The following is a 16841-nucleotide window of genomic DNA, read 5'->3' as shown; positions in this document are numbered from 1 at the left end:
GTGGCTGATAAAATAATTGTAAAGGACCACAGGGAGATCGGCCCGGGGATAGCTGCCGCGCGAGAGGCTCTGGCCGAAGAGCGGGGAAGACTAGCGCATCCCGCGAAAGCTCCTGCCATGGTCGAGGGATATGTCGAGAGCGACGACGAATATGTCATATGGGACCTGCCCGTTTCCGAAAAATCGGAAGAGATAAAGCAAAAATCGGCCGCAGAACGTGGTGAGACCAGGAAAGGCGGTGATGGCGCGATGGCCGCAGCGGCTGAAGAAAAGCCGCCGGTCGGGAAGGAGCCGGGAATAAAAGTTGGGCCCGGTTCGGAAGACGATGTGGTCATTTCCATGGAAGACCTCAACATGGGGGCCAAGCCCGGAGGGAGAGACGGGGACTGGCTGAAACCGATTGAATACGGGGATACGCAGCAGAAGGCGGCTATCAGCGTAGAAATCGGCGCTGGAGCAGAGAAATCAAGAAAAGAGCGCGCCCCTATGCAATACCGGGACCTGATTTCAGCCGGAATCCTTGGCGGGAACGGTGACCTGGGAAAACCATGTTTCATTGATGAAGGGGCTAAGGACGGCGGATCGGATGATAAGAGCATCTTCAACGAGAGTGACCTTGACAAGATCATATCAGGCATGGTGCAGGTTGAGGAAGGCGCGGCATTCGTAATGCGTGAGGCCAATGTCGATGAGGACCGCGAGCGAATCGCTGTCATGACCGAAGAATTCGACCCGTCCCATGAAGATCTCTTTGTTGATCTTGAATATAAATACAGCGATCAGGAGCTCGACTACATCCATACGGCTATCGTCGAGGAAGACTATAGCAGTTATATCAGGGAGATCGACGATTTTTTCGGCATTCCCGGAGGGAGGACGATCCCTGCCGCGATAGAGCTCCTGGGACTCACGGCGGACGAGTTTGATACCATAGAAGACATTCTTTATAAGGACGAGTTCAAGGATATTCATATCTTTGACCGGTACCGTTTGTATGAGTTCGATCGGGCGGCGAAAGAAGGACTTGCCCGTGACAGGAAGAGCTGCCGTTACCTTCTTCCGGAAGAAAACAGCCTCATGGACTATGAGAGGGATTCCATCGAGAGCGACGTTTCATCCGGCAGCGCGTTGATTTTCGAGGAAGACATCCGGGATATCACGGAACAGCTCATACGGCGAACGGGGAAGACTGAGGATGAGATACGGCAGCTTGTAGAAAGGACCTTCGGCATCGAAAGCCTGAAGCTGGAACCGAAGAAAGATGCCGGGGAAGCGGCCGCCATCGATCAAGCCGGGCCGGTAACCGAAGCCGCGAGGGCCAAGACCGAGGATGAGATTTACGATATAACCGATCGCGTTGTCATTCTGGATAACGAGGCCGATGTGGACCGTTTTGTCAAAGAGTTCCCGCCGGGGAAACAGATGAACATCAAAATGCTGCTTAAGTACCTCGACGGGCTCTTTGAAACGCTTCCGGAGGAAATAATAAAGAAATTCGCCAGCTCGGAGTATTTCGAATTGTATCTGAAAGTGCTGAATGAATTGGGTGTATAACATGGGCCTGCTGGAAAAAGCGCTGCAGTATAAAAACAAGATAGGCGGAGACGGCAAGAAGTCCATCATGGACCGGATCGCCGGGCCCGCCGATACCGGTCTGCCCGATGAAAGCCGCCCCGAGGCCGCCAACGCGACGGACACGGAACCTGATATAGTGTACCTTGACAGGGAGGACCTGGTCATGGTCGATAACGCCGACGGAGAAGGCGGAGCGGCCGTTGAGGCTGAACAGGGTGCCGGCGACGCCAAGGCCGATGCCGGGCCGAGATTCACCATGAGCGGCGTGGAGGAGGCTGGCGCCGCTCCTTCGACACATGCATGGGAAGATACCGGCGTGTTGCTCGACAACCTGGCGCTGTACGAGCTGAGCAGGGACTTGCTGAAAGCGACGACAACGCAGGAGCTCTTCGACGTGATTCTTTTTTCGGTCATGGGCCAGGTCGGCGCATCATCGTCATCGGTCATGAGGCCGAGCAGGGAGATTCCGGACGAATGGGAGATCGAGGAGTCCCGCGGCGTCACCATCAGCAAAGACGAGGTTGTTTTCCGTCCCCATGCAGGCATCTTGAAGCAGCTCATATCCAGGAGGGAGATCCTCGATATGGATGAGTTCAAGGATGATCCGGCCTTCAGCGATGATTATTACAACTATATATCCATCGACGCGAAACTGCTGGTGCCGATCGTTTACAACGAAGAAGTGCTGGGCGCCATCGTCCTGGGGAACAAGCTCAATTCAGAGGATTACACCGGCGAGGAAAAGGGATTCTTCAATATCATAGCCGAATATTCGGCGTTTTCCTACAGGGCCATACGGTTCAAGGAGATCAACGACGCCGGGAGCGGGCCGAGCTCGCATATTTCGGCCGTCGACAAGATTCGGGGCAGGATAGCCTCCGAGCTGGGCCTCGGCAAGGTCCGCGCTATCATACAGGATGAATTCAAGGAGCTTGGCATAACCGGCTTCTCCATATATGTCAAGGATGAAGGGAGCAGGGACTTTGTTCTTTTCACTGCGGAGGAGGAAAACAGGCTGAAGCTGGATGAGCCGGACTTCCGCATCTCGTCTCACGCGAGCCTGATACGCGACATCGCCCATGCGGAAAGTCCAATCATGTTCAACGAACCGCGGCGGTCCAAGTCGTTGACGGAAGTATTTACCGATTCGCAGCTGAAAAGCATGTCCATACTGGACCTGTTCACGTTCAAGCTGGGCGGCGATCTTCTCGGCTTTATCATGGTATACGAAATATCTGAAACGGCGCCCCTCGACTACGTTCACGCGCGGATCATGAAATGCGTGGATTTCATTTTCCCCTATATAGCCATCACGAGGACGATAGAGAGCAGCCGCGGAGGCTATGCCGACACCATCGAGGGGGTCTTTAACCGCATCAATGACGAGATAAAGAACGCGAGGGATCTTTCCATTCCGATCACGCTGATTCTGCTGTCCATCAAAAATTACAAGAGGTATCAGGGGCTGTTCGGCAATGAAAAAGTGAAGAACCTGTTCGGTCATTTTGAAAAATTCACCCGAACCCGCCTCGGTGACAGGGATTTTTCAGTCCGGTTCGACCGCAACAAGATTCTCATTGTCCTGCCCGGCAAGGACAAGAAATACGCGGTGCCGCTGGCCAACGCGATCAGCAATGAGCTGGTCCAGTCTTTCAGCACCAGGGATGTGCAGCTTCTCGTCACGTTCCTTACCGCGGAATATCCGTTGGACGGCAAGGACGCATACAGCCTGATGGACGCCGTTAATTAATAGTATCCATGGTCTTGCGCCAGTCTGAATTCATCAGGATCCCCGGCGGTCATTACATGATCGGCATCTCGGCCGATACCATGGAAAAAGCGTTTCATGCCCTGAAAGATCCTGCAGTTAAAAAAGAGTATATCGCCGGCTCGTTTCCACAATACGGCACAAGCCTCGAAACAGTCTATATCAGAAAATTTCTCACATCATGCGGCGAATTTGCCCTGTTCATAAAAGATACCGGTTACCTGACCGAGGGAGAACGGGAAGGGTGGGGCTGGGTATGGCGCGAAGAGCGGTGGCAGAAAGAATCGAAAGTAACATGGCTTTGCCCTTTCGGAACAATAGATGATGAGCAATATCGCCATGACGACGGGCCTGTCATGCAGGTGAGCTGGAATGACGACGCAGCGTACTGTTCATGGCTCACCGCAAAAGCCGGTTTTACCGTGCGATTGCCCCATGAAGCCGAATGGGAGGTCTTCGCGCGGATGGGCGGTGTTCCCGGCATGGAGGAGTGGGCAGATGGCCTGGTGCGTGTTGACGGGCAGGTGTATGTTTCTGAATACATAAAACGCGGCGAGAAACCGGTAGACGGCGATCCTGCCGGCCTCATATGGGAGTGGACTGAGGATTGGTATAAAGCCTATCCCGGCGGGAAAGAACTAAGGGACTATGGGACCGTATACAAGGTCTTACGGGGCGGTTCGCATATGAGCCTCCCGGTGCAGAGGACGCGGGAATTCAGGTTGCGAAAGTGCCCGACGGCCAGGAGCCCCTATTATGGATTCCGTATTGCCTGTGTCGCCCCCTGGTAAAGATTTTTTTATTGTCATCCCCCGCCTGTTTTGATAATATTACTCCATGACATCGATTGATCCCGAAAACTTTACGATCAACGGCATCTGTGAATCGCTTTTCAGCCTGAATGATATGGCGGTTTACATGCTCGATCGTGAACGACGCTTTATCCAGATCAGCCCGATAATTGAAAAGCTGACCGGCCACGGCCAGGATGAACTCAGGGGAATGCCGATACAATCAATTGTTGTTCCTGATAACAAAGAAACCATCGATGGGCTTTTTAAAGGCGAATACGGAGTTTGCGTCAAGCAGGAGATTCGTCTCGTCAGGAAAGATTCCTCAGAGTGCAATTGCATTATAATCAATATGGTCAGCGCCGATGGGAATAACGATTACTCGGTTGGAGTCATCAAAGCCAAACAGCCCCATGATCCTAAAGTGGAATCCATACTCAAGACCTTTACCATGGCCGTTGAGCAGAGCCCGGCGACCGTTGTCATAACCGACAGGAACGGCTCCATAGAGTACGTAAATCCGAAATTTACGAGCCTCACGGGGTATAGCTTCAATGAGGCGATGGGCAATAATCCAAGGATCTTAAAATCAGGGGACCAGAGGCCCGAGTTTTATAAAGATCTCTGGACGACCATATCATCGGGAAAGGAATGGCGGGGCGATTTTCATAATTCCAAAAAGAACGGTGAATTATACTGGGAGTCGGCATCGATATCCCCGATCAAGAACGATGAAGGCGATATAACGCATTATGTCGCGGTCAAGGAGGATATTACCGAGCGCAAAAGGGCGGAAGAGGAATTGCGGATAACCGGCGAGAAGCTGAAGGAAAAGAACAGCGAATTGGAGTGGCAGTTGATGAACGCCCAGGCGGTAACGCGCCTGCTTCTCCCCGAGGCGCCGCCGCGGTATGAACGCGTGCTGGTCGATTTTCGGTTCAAGCCGCTTGAGGCCATAGGGGGAGATTTTTTTTCATTTAATACTTTACATGAGCATGGTCTTGGTGTTTTCATAGGCGATGTGGCCGGACATGGCGTTTCAGCAGCGCTCTTTCTAACGCTGCTCAGGTCAATAACGGACAGGCTCAATGCCGGGAGGGGAGCTGAACCGTCCCGCTATATAAAGGACTTGAACGGCGATCTTGCCGGAGGCGGGGTACTGTTTTTTATAACCGCGTTGTATGGCTATTTTGATTTTTCAATGAGCGGGGCGACGTTTCGATTCGCCAAGGGAGGCCACACCCCGCCGATTCTATACCGTTCCACGGACGGGTCTGCCCGGATGCTGGCATCGGAAGGCATGCCGGTGGGTCTTTCTGGGGCAGCGCAGTTTCAGGAGATCACCGTTGACATTCAGCCGGGTGACAGGATATATCTATATACCGACGGCATCATCGAGACGAGGAATGAGCAGGGCGGCATGATAGAGGTGGAAGGGCTGAGGGACAGTATCATCCAGAGCGGATCGATGACCCTGGAAGGGTCGCTTGATCATATAATGCGTGAAATCGAACGGTTCCGCGGCCCTGTCCCCTTGCAGGATGACATGGTCCTTATCGGTTTTGAAATAAAAAACTGACGGAAGGTACAAATGATGGGTGCTGATGGACAGTGGGGCGGATTTGCGTCGTTGGTTGAGATGGCCCTGGAGCAGGCCGGCATAGGCGTTTGCGTATGCGGATTGGATGGGGCCGTGGCGTTTGTTAATCGCGGATTCCTCCGGATGGTCGATAAAAATGAAACGGACGGCATTGTTCCCTCAAAGGCAGCCGATCTGGCCGATACGTTCATGGAAATTATTGCCGCGGCAAAGAATGCCAATGCCATTATCAGGAAGACCGTGACCATACAAACAAAATCATCAGCGGAGAGACATCTGTCGTGTATCGCCGGCATACAGGGGAATAACGGCGACAATCGAGTGGTCATCGTCGCCAATGATGTAACGGATTTCATGATGGGAAATAACGACGACAAGTGGCATACCATCATTGACTCCCTCGAAGACGGTTACTACGAATGCGATGTTGAAGGGAATTTTCTGGCGGTCAATAACGCCATGTGCCGCATAACGGAATATGATTATGGCGAGATGATAGGCATGAATTACAGCAAATGCTTTATCCGCGAAGATGCGGAGGAAGTTTTCAAGCGCTATAATGAAGTGTTTAAAACCGGAAAGCCGACACGTATCATAAATTTCACGGCGATTACGAAAAGCGGCAGGAAGAGGAAGATAGAAGGATCCATAGCGATTATCAAGAATGGCGAAGGTAGGATATCGGGGTTCCGGGGCATCATCAGGGACATCACCGAGAAGAACAAGATTGAAATGGAGCTTCTGCGCGCGCGGAAGATGGAGGCCATCGGCATACTCGCCGGCGGCATAGCCCATGATTATAACAATGTGCTCACCGCGATACTGGGTAACATCTCCCTCGCCAAAATGGAAGTGAAACCGGAGAACAGGAGCCTGATCGAGGTCCTGAACGACGCCGAGATCGCTTCAATGAAGGCCGTTGATCTTACCCGCCGGCTCAGCACCTTCGCCCGCGGTGGAAAGCCCGAACGGCAGGTAATCGATTACAGCGAGTCTCTCGCGACGGTCGTTGATTCCGTATTACGCAATTATGGCGGCCCTCATACGCTCGCAATACAGGAAAGCCTGTGGCGCGTCGAGGTGGATGAGTTCCAGATCGGCCAGGTCATTACCTATATTCTCAACAACGCCATCGAGTCGATGCCCCGACCGGGTATGATACGGATCAATGCGGATAACGCCAGGGTCGAGAAGGAAGCGTCCCACCACGAGATATCACTGCAGCCGGGTAACTATGTTCGGATCTCGGTCAGCGACGAGGGCCCGGGCATCCCGGCTGAGTCGCTTCACAATATTTTTGACCCTTACTACACGACCAAGGAAATGGCGAGCGGCCTGGGACTGGCCACCAGTTACGCCATTATCAAGCGTCATCACGGCTACATCGACGTGGAGTCGGCCGAAGGTAAGGGGTCGACCTTCTTTGTCTATCTGCCCGTGGCACATTGAATGGGGTCGAGCCGCAGTCGGATCGCATGGTGAATATGAAACGACGGCGCGCCGCCGCTCCACAGGCATGGTAGCATACAACACATGACAGAAAGAACCGCGAGGTAATGATGGCAATAGTAAAAAAATTCAAAGTCGTTCCGAATCTACCCCCTAAGCTGGAGCCGCTGCTCGCCATTGCCAATAATATGTGGTGGGTATGGAATTTCGAGGCGATCGAGCTTTTCCGGCGCCTTGACGTGGACCTGTGGCGCGCCGTTTCGCACAATCCAGTAAAGATGCTCGGATCGATATCCCAGAACCTTCTTGACGAGGCCGCGTCATCGGAAAGCTTTTTGGCACACATGGAGAAAGTCCAGCAGGAGCTGGAATGGCACATGACGCGGAAGACGTGGTACGATGAGCACCAGAAGGGTTTCGAAGAAGCCGGCATTGCCTATTTCTCCGCGGAATTCGGCATCCATGAAAGCCTGCCGATGTATTCGGGCGGCCTCGGCATCCTGGCCGGTGACCACCTGAAGTCGGCCAGCGAGCTGGGCCTGCCCCTCTTCGGCGTGGGCCTGTTTTACCGTCTTGGCTACTTTCACCAGTACCTGAATCTTGACGGGTGGCAGCAGGAGAGCTTTCCCGAGGTTGACTTCTACAACATGCCGGCGCGGCTGGTAATGGACGACGGCGGGAAACCGCTAATGATCTCGGTCGACCTGCAGGGCCGCGCCGTGTTCGCCCAGATCTGGGCCGTGACCGTTGGAAAGATAATGATCTATCTCCTGGACACCAATATCGACTGGAATGAAATTGAGGACCGCTCCATCACCGACGAGCTGTATGGCGGCGACAACGAGAAGAGGATCAAGCAGGAGATCCTCCTCGGCATAGGCGGCGTGCGCGCCCTCAAGGCAATGAAGAAGCGCGTTACCGTGTATCACATGAACGAAGGGCACGCGGCCTTTCTTGCGCTGGAGCGGATCAGGGCGGCCATGGAGGAGGACCGCCTCTCCTATAACGAGGCCCATGAGTTCGTGACGGCAAGCAACGTGTTCACGACCCATACGCCGGTCCCGGCCGGCAACGACCGGTTCCCGCCCGAGATGATAGAGGCGTATTTCGAGGATTTCTACAAATCGATGGGGCTCTCGCGTGAACAGTTTCTCGCCCTGGGCCGCGAGGTGCCGGAGGACAAGAAAGAGTCATTCTGTATGACCGTGCTGGCCCTGAAGACGGCATCGGGATGCAACGGCGTGTCCAGGCTTCATGGAAAGGTCTCCCGGAACATGTGGAAACGGATATGGCCGTCCCTGCCGGTGCACGAGGTTCCCATCGATCATATCACAAACGGCGTGCAGACACTTTCATGGACGTCCGATGAAATGATGCGGCTCCTGAACAGGTACCTGGGACCCCGGTGGATCGATAACCCCGCGGACAACACCATCTGGCAGAACGTCGATCACATTCCGGATTCGGAGCTCTGGCGCTGCAGGGAGAGGCTCCGCGAGCGCCTCGTCTCCTTCGCGCGGCGGAAGCTTCGCGACCAGCTCCTGGCCAGGGGGGTATCGCCGAAGGAGGCTGACATCGCCAACTCGGTCCTTGATCCGGACACCCTGACCATAGGGTTCGCCCGGCGGTTCGCCACATACAAGCGGGGCACCCTGATACTCAGGAGCATTGAAAAGCTGTCGCAGCTCCTCCATGACCGGGAGCGTCCGATGCAGATCATATTCGCCGGCAAGGCCCATCCCCGCGACCACATGGGCAAGGAGCTCATCAAGCAGATCATCCATTACTGCAGCGATGAGCGGTTCAGGCGGAAAATGGTGTTCATCGAGGATTACGACATGAATATCGCCAGGTACCTGGTGCAGGGGGTGGACGTGTGGCTCAATACCCCGATCAGGCCCAAGGAGGCGTCCGGAACCAGCGGCATGAAGGTCGTCCCAAACGGCGGCATAAATATCAGTGTTCTTGACGGATGGTGGGACGAGGCCTACAACACCTCCAACGGATGGGCCATCGGCAACGGCGAGGAATATGACGACCTTTCCTACCAGGACGATGTCGAAAGCCTGTTCCTGTACAATATCATCGACAAGGAAGTGAAGCCGGCCTTTTACAACCGGGGCCTTGACGGGCTCCCGCGAGAATGGGTCGTGCGCATGAAGGAATCGATGAAAAGCAATACCGCAATCTTCAATACAAACCGCATGGTGAAGGATTACACTGAAAAATTCTACAAAACGGCACACCAGCATTTTGTCAATTTCCATGGCGATAGCTATAAGCTTGCGCGCGAGTTTTCCTCGTGGAAGGCCGACATTATGAAGAAGTGGGACGCGGTCAGCGTTGCCCATGTTGATATTTCCGACGAAAAGGAGATCAAGGTGAACACGCAGATAACGGTGCGCGCCGAGATTAAGCTGGGTGACATCAAGCCGGAACACGTGACGGTGGAGTTGTATTTCGGCGCCCTTGACAGGAATGGCGAGATCGTTGAAGGTGTAGCGCTTCCCATGAGGGAAAACGGCAGGACGGAAAAGGGGTCATGCGTTTTCCAGGGACAGATGCTCTGCCTTCAGTCCGGCCAATTCGGCTTCACCGTGCGGGTGATGCCCCATCACCCTGAAAGCGCGAGGAAATTCTATCCTGAATTGAAGGTCACCTGGGCCTGATCGCGCAAAACATTATGCGAAAAAAATACCCCGCCCCGATGTATCGGGACGGGGTATTTTATATCGTTCCGGCTCGGTTCAGTTCAGATTCTTTACTTCGCTCTGGAGTCGTTCGAAAAAGGCTACCATGAATTGATGACGTTCTTCAGCCATTCGTTTACCCTCGGCCGTAAGCATACGCTCATGGATGAACCTGAGCTTCACCATGTATTCGCGAAAGGCGGTGTCCTCCTTGCCGTAGGCCTCGGTGAGATTAATGTCGATATCGGGGTTATGGAGCCGCGCCCCCACTTCGCCCGAAAAGAGAAAGGCCCGGCCGATGCCTACAGCGCCGATAGAATCGAGCTTGTCGGCGTCATAGAGTATTTTGGCCTCGATGCTGGAGGGGACATGGTCATTGCGGTAGCGATGGCACAGGATGCACTGTCGGATGAGATCGGCCCGGGCCGGATCAAGGCCGAGGGAAAGAAGAAATTCGTGGGCCATCCTGCTGCCATGCTCGGCGTGGCAGCTCTTTCCCGTGCTGTCCACCTCGTCCAGGCGCGCTATATCGTGGAGGATCGCGGCGGTCTTCACAATGAAGATGTCGGCGGCTTGCTCCGCTGCCGCAATCTTTTCAGCCAGGCGAACCACGCGCTCCACGTGGTCCCAGCCGTGGCTGGAGTGGAGTCGGCTCATCCGTTTCTGCGCGTATGCGGTGGCGGCTTCGATTATTTGCAGTTCCTGTTGGTTCATTGGCTATATTTGACCGATAGTTATCGGTAAACACGTGTACAGGGATTGGTTGACGGTCAATACAGGTGCCAGAGCAGCTGAATTTGAACAGATAGACCGATAGTTATCGGTCAATACCGGATACTTCATGACGAAGATCCGATAGTTATCGGTCCTAATCAATCTTGAGAATCGTCATGAAGGCCTCCTGGGGCACTTCAACCGATCCAATCTGCTTCATCCTCTTTTTGCCTTCTTTCTGCTTTTCAAGGAGCTTCCGTTTCCGGGTGATGTCCCCGCCATAGCATTTGGCTGTGACGTCCTTCCGCACGGCGGAGATGTTCTCCCGCGCGATGATGGAGGATCCGATGGCCGCCTGGAGCGGTATCTTGAACTGCTGCCGGGGAATGATGTCCTTCAGCTTGGTGATGATGTCCTTGCCGCGGATACGGGCCTTGACCTCGTGCACGATGAAGGAGAGGGCGTCCACCGGCTCGGCGTTGACCAGGATGTCGACCTTTACCATGTTCGATTCACGGAAATCCTTCAGCTCGTAATCGAAGGAAGCGTAGCCGCGGGATATGGATTTGAGCTTGTCGTAAAAATTGAAGACTATTTCCGACAGGGGCAAGTCGTAGTGGAGCTGGACCCGCTGCTTGTCGATGTACTGCATGTCCTTGTGGATGCCGCGGCAATCGGTAACCAGGGCCATGATGTTGCCGATGTAATCGGTCGGCGTGATGATGGTGGCGTTCACGAAGGGCTCCTCGATGCGTTCGATGAGCGACGGGTCCGGCATCTTGACCGGGTTATCGATGGTCAGCTGGTCGCCGCTGGCCATGTATATCTTGTACTCGACGCTCGGCGCGGTCGTGACCAGGGCCAGGTCGAATTCGCGTTCAAGTCGCTCCTGCACGATCTCCATGTGAAGCAGGCCCAGGTAGCCGCAGCGGAACCCGAAGCCCAGGGCGTAGGAGTTGTCCGGCTCGAATATCAGGGAAGCGTCATTGAGGCGCAGCTTGTACAGGGCGTCTTTCAGGTTCTCGTAATCGTCGCTGTACATCGGGTAAAGGCCGGAGAAGACCATCGGCTTGGCGTCCCGGAAACCCTTGAGCGGCGCCGCAGCCGGCCTGTCGGACCGGGTCACGGTGTCTCCGATTTTCGTGTCGATGACTGATTTGATGCCGGCTACGATGTATCCGACGTCACCCGGTTCGAGACTTTCCCTCTTCTCGAGGGTGAGCCGGAAAATCCCCACTTCGGTTACCTCGTATTTTTTACCCGTTGAAAAGAACATGATCGGATCGCCGCGGCGGACCGTTCCGTCGATGATGCGGACCTTCATGATGGCGCCCTGGTAGTTGTCGAAGAACGAATCGAAGATCAGGGCGCGCAGGGGAGCGTCTGGATCTCCCTTGGGCGGCGGGATGAACTCCACGATCTTTTCAAGGAGATCGTCTATGCCGGTGCCGTCCTTGGCCGAAACGGGCACCGCCGTTTCGGCGTCAAGGCCAAGGCTCTTTTCAATGCTCTCCTTGGTGCGGGAGATATCGGCGCTGGGCATGTCGATCTTGTTTATGACCGGCAGTATCTCGAGATCATTGTCGAGAGCGAGATAAAGATTCGCTATGGTCTGCGCTTCGACTCCCTGGGAGGCGTCCACGACAAGGAGCACGCCGTCGCAGGCGGCCAGGGCCCGCGACACTTCGTAGGTGAAATCCACGTGGCCCGGGGTGTCGATGAGATTGAAGATGTAGCTCTTTCCATCGCGGGCCGTGTAGTTCAGGGTGATGGCATTCGACTTGATAGTGATGCCGCGCTCCCGCTCCAGGTCCATGGTGTCGAGGATCTGGTCGCGATGGTTACGCGGATCGATGAGCCGGCACTTCTCGATGATGCGGTCGGCCAGCGTCGATTTGCCGTGGTCTATGTGGGCGATTATGGAAAAGTTTCTGATCTGGTTTAAGTCCATGGGTCGTTTGGTCGCATTAATGTTTATGTGCAGATAGTTTTAGATGTTCATTATTGGCAAGTATTTTTTTTAGGATTGTGTGTATGTCAAGCAAAATCAAATTGTATCAGGCCTCAGAAAAAAGCCTCCAGGCCTGCGGAACTCGGACATAGGTTTGGAAGACTCAGACAGTCCTCGGCCTTTCGGCTCTTTTTTCTGAGGCCTGATGGTACCGAAGTTGTAGTTAACCTTTAATGCAGAAATCGTGTCCAGTATATTCAACAGGGGTTAAGGGGCGAAGCCCCTTAAAAAAGCCCCGCAGGGATATCATTAATGCATTATCTGGAACAGTATGATGCCGGCGGCGACCGACGCGTTGAGGGAGGATATGCGTCCGGCCAGGGGGATGCGGACGATGTAGTCGCATTTTTCCTCGGTGAGGCGGCGCATGCCGGAGTCCTCGCTGCCGATTATCACCACAGCGGGCCGGACCGTGCCGAGCTCCGTCAGGTCGCGGTTTCCCGCGTCTGCCGTGCCGATAATCCAGAATCCGTGACTCTTGGCTTCTTCGAGAAAGGAGGCGACATTGCTGATCTGTACTATCTCGATATGCGCCGTGGCTCCGGCTGAAGACTTGACGACCGCGGGCGTGATCCCGGAGGAGTGCGACTTCGGCATGATGATGCCATCGCAGCCAAGAGCCTCGGCCGTGCGGATGATCGAGCCGGTATTGTGAGGATCGGTGATCTGGTCGAGGAGCACCAGGACCCCTTTCTTAACGGCCGTACGGGTAAAAAGGCCGTCAATGCCCGCCCTGTCAGCTTCAGCCACCGGGGTCGGAAGCTTGAGGGCCACGCCCTGGTGGCGGGACGAAGGCCCCAGGCTCCCGAAAAAATCCTTTTCCATCCTGCTGACCCTTATTTTTCTCGCCTGGGCGGTCGCCACGATCTCGTCTATGATCTTGCCGTGGGCTGTTTGGGCCACGTAGAGCTCGGCGCGGGTCTCCGGGCCCATGGCGCGGAGATATTCAAGGACGGGATTTCGGCCGAAAATCAGCCCTTTATCTTCCACCGTGTGCCTTCCTTGGTGTCTTCGAGGACGATCCCCTTGTCGGTGAGGATGGCGCGGATCTCGTCGGCGCGCTTGAAGTTCTTGTCCTTTTTGGCCTGGATGCGCTCGGTTATCATCGATTCGATCCATGGTTCGTTGATGTCAGCCTGGGCCTGGCCGCTGAAAAAGATGACGCCCAGGACTGAGTCGATTCTTTTCAGCGTTTCCATGATGATATCGACATCGGCTTTCGTAAGGCGCTCATCGTTGATCATGGTATTGACGGAGTGAATGAATTCGAAGAAAATTCCGAGGCCGCGGGAAATGTTCAGGTCGTCGTCCATGGCCTCGGTGAATTTCGCGATCATCCCACCGGCGAGTTTTTCCGTATCGGGATTTTTCTCTCCCTCCCCGCGTATGTCCTTCAGGCGGACGACCATGTTGTCGATCCGCTCCAGGGCCTGGTCCGCCTGGCCGATCCCCTCGATGGTAAAGTTGAACTGCTTGCGGTAATGGGCCGACACCAGGAGATAGCGGATCGACCGCGGAGAATAGCCCTTTCCCAAAAGGTCCCGCAGGGTGAAGTAGTTCCCCAGCGATTTCGACATCTTGGTGCCGTTCACGAGGAGGTGCTCCGCGTGGATCCAGTGCCGCACGAACTTCTCGTCGTAGGCGGCCTCGCTCTGGGCGATCTCGTTTTCATGGTGCGGGAACACGAGGTCGACGCCGCCGGTGTGGATATCTATGGTGGAGCCGAATATCTTCCGAATCATGGCCGAGCATTCGATGTGCCAGCCGGGCCGGCCCTTGCCGAAGGGCGTTTCCCAGGAAATCTCATTTTCCTTCGGGGCCTTCCAGAGGGCGAAGTCGCGCACATCGTCCTTGGTGTATTCGTCCGTATCGTAGCGGAGGCCCGTCCGTATCTCGCGGGTGTCGAGGCGGGAGAGCCTCCCGTACTTATGGAACTTCGCGATGCTGAAATAGAGGGAGCCGTCCTTTTCGTACACGAATCCCTTTTTCCTGAGGTTCTCGATGATGTCGATCATGGCATCGATCGATTCGGTGGCCCTCGGCATGTGCTCCACCGGTTCGATGTTGAGCGACTTAAGGTCCTCCAGGAATATGGCGGTGTAGCGGCCAGTATATTCCGCAAGGGTGATCCCCTCGCTGTTCGCCCCGGCGATGATCTTGTCTTCGACGTCGGTTATGTTCATGGCGTGGTTTATCCGGAAGCCGCTGAATTTCAGGTACCGCCGCAGCAGGTCGTTGAAGATGAAGGTGCGGAAGTTCCCGATGTGCGAATAGCTGTACACCGTGGGTCCGCAGGAGTATATGGTTATCGGGGGATAGTCGCCGATGTTTTCCTTCCGGATGCCGCCGGGAATCACTTCGTCGACGGTGCCGGTGAGGGTATTGTGGATTGAAAGGGCCATGCCAGGTTCCTCGGATAATAATGACCGGTGTCACGTAGAGGGTGCGAAATAGCGGCGCCGCCCTGAAAATACATGTTCCGTTACTGGTATGTCGTCATTTGCCGTCGGGTGTTGTCAAACATTTTTTGGAGACCCGGGGGAGGGGCGGCCCGCGGCTATTTCAGCTTTTTGATGTTTGCGTCCAGCGGAAGCTCCGTCTCTTCGACTTCCTCGAATTCAAGCTCGCGCTCGGTCTTTTCGGTTATGGTGGCGCTCATGGTCTGCATGAGCATCTCAGGGGACAGTTTCAATTTCTTGAGGTCCTCCTCATTGGCCGACAGGTGGGCGAGGAGGAGGTGAAGCTTCTTGATATAATCGATAAGCTCTTTGAGCTTTTTATTTTTGCGGTCGATTTTGGCCCGGGCGTCGGTGATGACTTTTTTCAGCAGCTCTCCCTGCTGGTGGAGCTTCTTCTGCAGCTGGATGGCGGTTTCGTAGTATTCCTTGTTGACCTTCTGGAAATCGATACGGGCAAGGATGATTTCGTCGGACTCGCTGCTTTTCTCGATCGATTCGAGGATATCGTTCAGCTCCTTTATGGAGAAGAGGTCCTCGGTGGATGTCTGGACCCACTTCTTGCCGTCCGCATCGGTGAATTCGGTGATATCCGGCAAAACGCTTTTTTTCGAGGATTTTTTCATAATAATGATGTCCCGGTTCTCTCTACCTCATACTATCGGCATTATCGAAGGCATTTATTACTGGTAATATCAGCCGCTTTGGATTAAAAATCCCTTCCGGTAATATTATTGACATTATAGAAGATTCATCAACCATTGAAACATAGCTTTTTTATATGACTTTTCATGGGGGTATGGCCCCTGTCCGGTCAATTAAAAAATGAAAAAATTATTTTTAGTGGAAAAGCAAATATCGCTACTATGAAAATATCACCCCCGGTTATCAAGGCTCTCTCCGAATGGGGAGCGGTAAAAGAACATGAACAGTTAAAACACTATACCACGTACAGGACCGGGGGACCGGCGGATCTCCTGGTGCTGCCGCGCGATATCGAGGCGGTGTCGCACATCATCGGTATGGTCCGGGATGAAAAGCTCCCCCTTACCGTGATCGGCGGAGGCTCCAATCTCCTTGTCGGCGACCGCGGCATCGAGGGGATCGTGCTGCGTCTGTGCGAGGATGATTCCCGCCGCGCCGCTATGTCCGTTCTCGGTGACGGAACCATCTATACGGACGCCGCGGCCTCAAAGGAGCGCTTCATCGATTTCGCCGTTGATTCGGGATTTTCCGGCATTGAATTCATGGCGGGCATCCCCGGCTGCATCGGCGGCGGCATCATCATGAATGCGGGCACCTTCATGGGCAACTTCGCCGATGTCGTGAAGGATGTCGATGTCGTCGATGGAAAGGGCAACAGGCGCGTCATCGCCATTGACAGGTCGATGGCCGCATACCGGCACATGAATATCGGCGAAGACGTCTACGTCACCGGCGCACGCTTCCGGCTTCCCGCCGCTGAAGACAGGGCCGCCGTGCGGAAGAAGGTCGATGATATCCTGGCGGACCGGAAGATGAAACACCCGCTGGATTATCCTTCCGCCGGCTCCGTGTTCAAGAACCCGAAAGGCCATTCATCCTGGAAGCTGATCAATGACGCCGGCCTGAAGGGAAAATCGGTCGGCGGGGCCTGTGTCTCCGATCTGCACACGAACTTCATCATAAACAAGAATAACGCGACGTCCCTGGACATACGCGACCTCATTAACCTTGTCCGGGAGACCGTCTATGATAAGTTCCGGATCGATCTCGAGCCGGAAGTCAAAATGATCGGTATGTTTTAA

The 16841-nt window shown here is 54.5% G+C and carries 12 protein-coding genes; 7 read left to right on the top strand and 5 right to left on the bottom strand.

Translation table 11 applies throughout. The annotated features are described in order from the left end of the window. The 6 genes from KA369_04890 to glgP all read left to right on the top strand — a co-directional run bounded on the left by KA369_04890 (window position 1) and on the right by glgP (window position 9852). The gene (locus KA369_04890) at window positions 1–1554 is read left to right on the top strand and encodes a hypothetical protein (protein MBP7735291.1); all 1554 of its coding nucleotides are present in this window, start codon (window positions 1–3) and stop codon (window positions 1552–1554) included. Then, window positions 1538–3325: a diguanylate cyclase gene (locus tag KA369_04885; GenBank protein MBP7735290.1), complete on the top strand. Its 1788-nt coding sequence runs from the start codon at window positions 1538–1540 to the stop codon at window positions 3323–3325. The genes KA369_04890 and KA369_04885 overlap by 17 nt, the downstream gene beginning before the upstream one ends. 56 nt (window positions 3326–3381) lie before the next feature. Continuing rightward, complete coding sequence (locus KA369_04880) at window positions 3382–4134, top strand: SUMF1/EgtB/PvdO family nonheme iron enzyme (protein MBP7735289.1); 753 nt, start codon at window positions 3382–3384, stop codon at window positions 4132–4134. 46 nt (window positions 4135–4180) lie between these two features. Beyond that, complete coding sequence (locus KA369_04875; protein ID MBP7735288.1) at window positions 4181–5713, top strand: SpoIIE family protein phosphatase; 1533 nt, start codon at window positions 4181–4183, stop codon at window positions 5711–5713. A 12-nt stretch (window positions 5714–5725) separates the two neighbouring features. Beyond that, on the top strand, window positions 5726–7183 hold the full coding sequence (locus tag KA369_04870) for a PAS domain S-box protein (GenBank protein ID MBP7735287.1): 1458 nt from the start codon (window positions 5726–5728) through the stop codon (window positions 7181–7183). A gap of 110 nt (window positions 7184–7293) precedes the next feature. Next, window positions 7294–9852, top strand: coding sequence for an alpha-glucan family phosphorylase (glgP, locus tag KA369_04865; GenBank protein MBP7735286.1), 2559 nt, complete (start codon window positions 7294–7296; stop codon window positions 9850–9852). 78 nt (window positions 9853–9930) lie between these two features. Here the strand turns inward: glgP and KA369_04860 are convergent, their stop codons facing one another. From KA369_04860 to KA369_04840, 5 genes are all read right to left on the bottom strand, one after another. Next, the gene (locus KA369_04860) at window positions 9931–10530 is read right to left on the bottom strand and encodes an HD domain-containing protein (protein ID MBP7735285.1); all 600 of its coding nucleotides are present in this window, start codon (window positions 10528–10530) and stop codon (window positions 9931–9933) included. A 211-nt stretch (window positions 10531–10741) separates the two neighbouring features. Further along, complete coding sequence (lepA, locus tag KA369_04855) at window positions 10742–12538, bottom strand: translation elongation factor 4 (GenBank protein ID MBP7735284.1); 1797 nt, start codon at window positions 12536–12538, stop codon at window positions 10742–10744. Window positions 12539–12847: 309 nt separating this feature from the next. After that, window positions 12848–13588: a 23S rRNA (guanosine(2251)-2'-O)-methyltransferase RlmB gene (rlmB, locus tag KA369_04850; protein MBP7735283.1), complete on the bottom strand. Its 741-nt coding sequence runs from the start codon at window positions 13586–13588 to the stop codon at window positions 12848–12850. Next, window positions 13570–15000 (bottom strand): cysteine--tRNA ligase, encoded by a 1431-nt coding sequence (gene cysS, locus KA369_04845; protein ID MBP7735282.1) that lies wholly within the window; start codon window positions 14998–15000, stop codon window positions 13570–13572. The genes rlmB and cysS overlap by 19 nt, the downstream gene beginning before the upstream one ends. Window positions 15001–15155: 155 nt before the next feature. Next, window positions 15156–15680 (bottom strand): hypothetical protein, encoded by a 525-nt coding sequence (locus KA369_04840; protein MBP7735281.1) that lies wholly within the window; start codon window positions 15678–15680, stop codon window positions 15156–15158. 240 nt (window positions 15681–15920) lie between these two features. Between KA369_04840 and murB the strand changes: the two genes are divergently transcribed. Further along, the gene (murB, locus tag KA369_04835; GenBank protein ID MBP7735280.1) at window positions 15921–16841 is read left to right on the top strand and encodes a UDP-N-acetylmuramate dehydrogenase; all 921 of its coding nucleotides are present in this window, start codon (window positions 15921–15923) and stop codon (window positions 16839–16841) included.

It is taken from the genome of Spirochaetota bacterium (genome assembly GCA_017999915.1).
In the GTDB taxonomy this organism is placed as follows: domain Bacteria; phylum Spirochaetota; class UBA4802; order UBA4802; family UBA5550; genus RBG-16-49-21.
Note: the sequence above shows the minus strand (reverse complement) of the source record. Positions and strands in the feature narration are given on the sequence as shown.

What these genes read in the sequence shown, in the direction of transcription:
- KA369_04885 (MBP7735290.1), top strand. Translation starts at nt 1,538, where the DNA reads ATGAATTGGGTGTATAACATGGGCCTGCTGGAAAAAGCGCTGCAGTAT.
- KA369_04880 (MBP7735289.1), top strand. Translation starts at nt 3,382, where the DNA reads ATGATCGGCATCTCGGCCGATACCATGGAAAAAGCGTTTCATGCCCTG.
- KA369_04875 (MBP7735288.1), top strand. Translation starts at nt 4,181, where the DNA reads ATGACATCGATTGATCCCGAAAACTTTACGATCAACGGCATCTGTGAA.
- KA369_04870 (MBP7735287.1), top strand. Translation starts at nt 5,726, where the DNA reads ATGATGGGTGCTGATGGACAGTGGGGCGGATTTGCGTCGTTGGTTGAG.
- glgP (MBP7735286.1), top strand. Translation starts at nt 7,294, where the DNA reads ATGGCAATAGTAAAAAAATTCAAAGTCGTTCCGAATCTACCCCCTAAG.
- KA369_04860 (MBP7735285.1), bottom strand. Translation starts at nt 10,530, where the DNA reads ATGAGCCGACTCCACTCCAGCCACGGCTGGGACCACGTGGAGCGCGTG.
- lepA (MBP7735284.1), bottom strand. Translation starts at nt 12,538, where the DNA reads ATGGACTTAAACCAGATCAGAAACTTTTCCATAATCGCCCACATAGAC.
- cysS (MBP7735282.1), bottom strand. Translation starts at nt 15,000, where the DNA reads ATGGCCCTTTCAATCCACAATACCCTCACCGGCACCGTCGACGAAGTG.
- KA369_04840 (MBP7735281.1), bottom strand. Translation starts at nt 15,680, where the DNA reads ATGAAAAAATCCTCGAAAAAAAGCGTTTTGCCGGATATCACCGAATTC.
- murB (MBP7735280.1), top strand. Translation starts at nt 15,921, where the DNA reads ATGAAAATATCACCCCCGGTTATCAAGGCTCTCTCCGAATGGGGAGCG.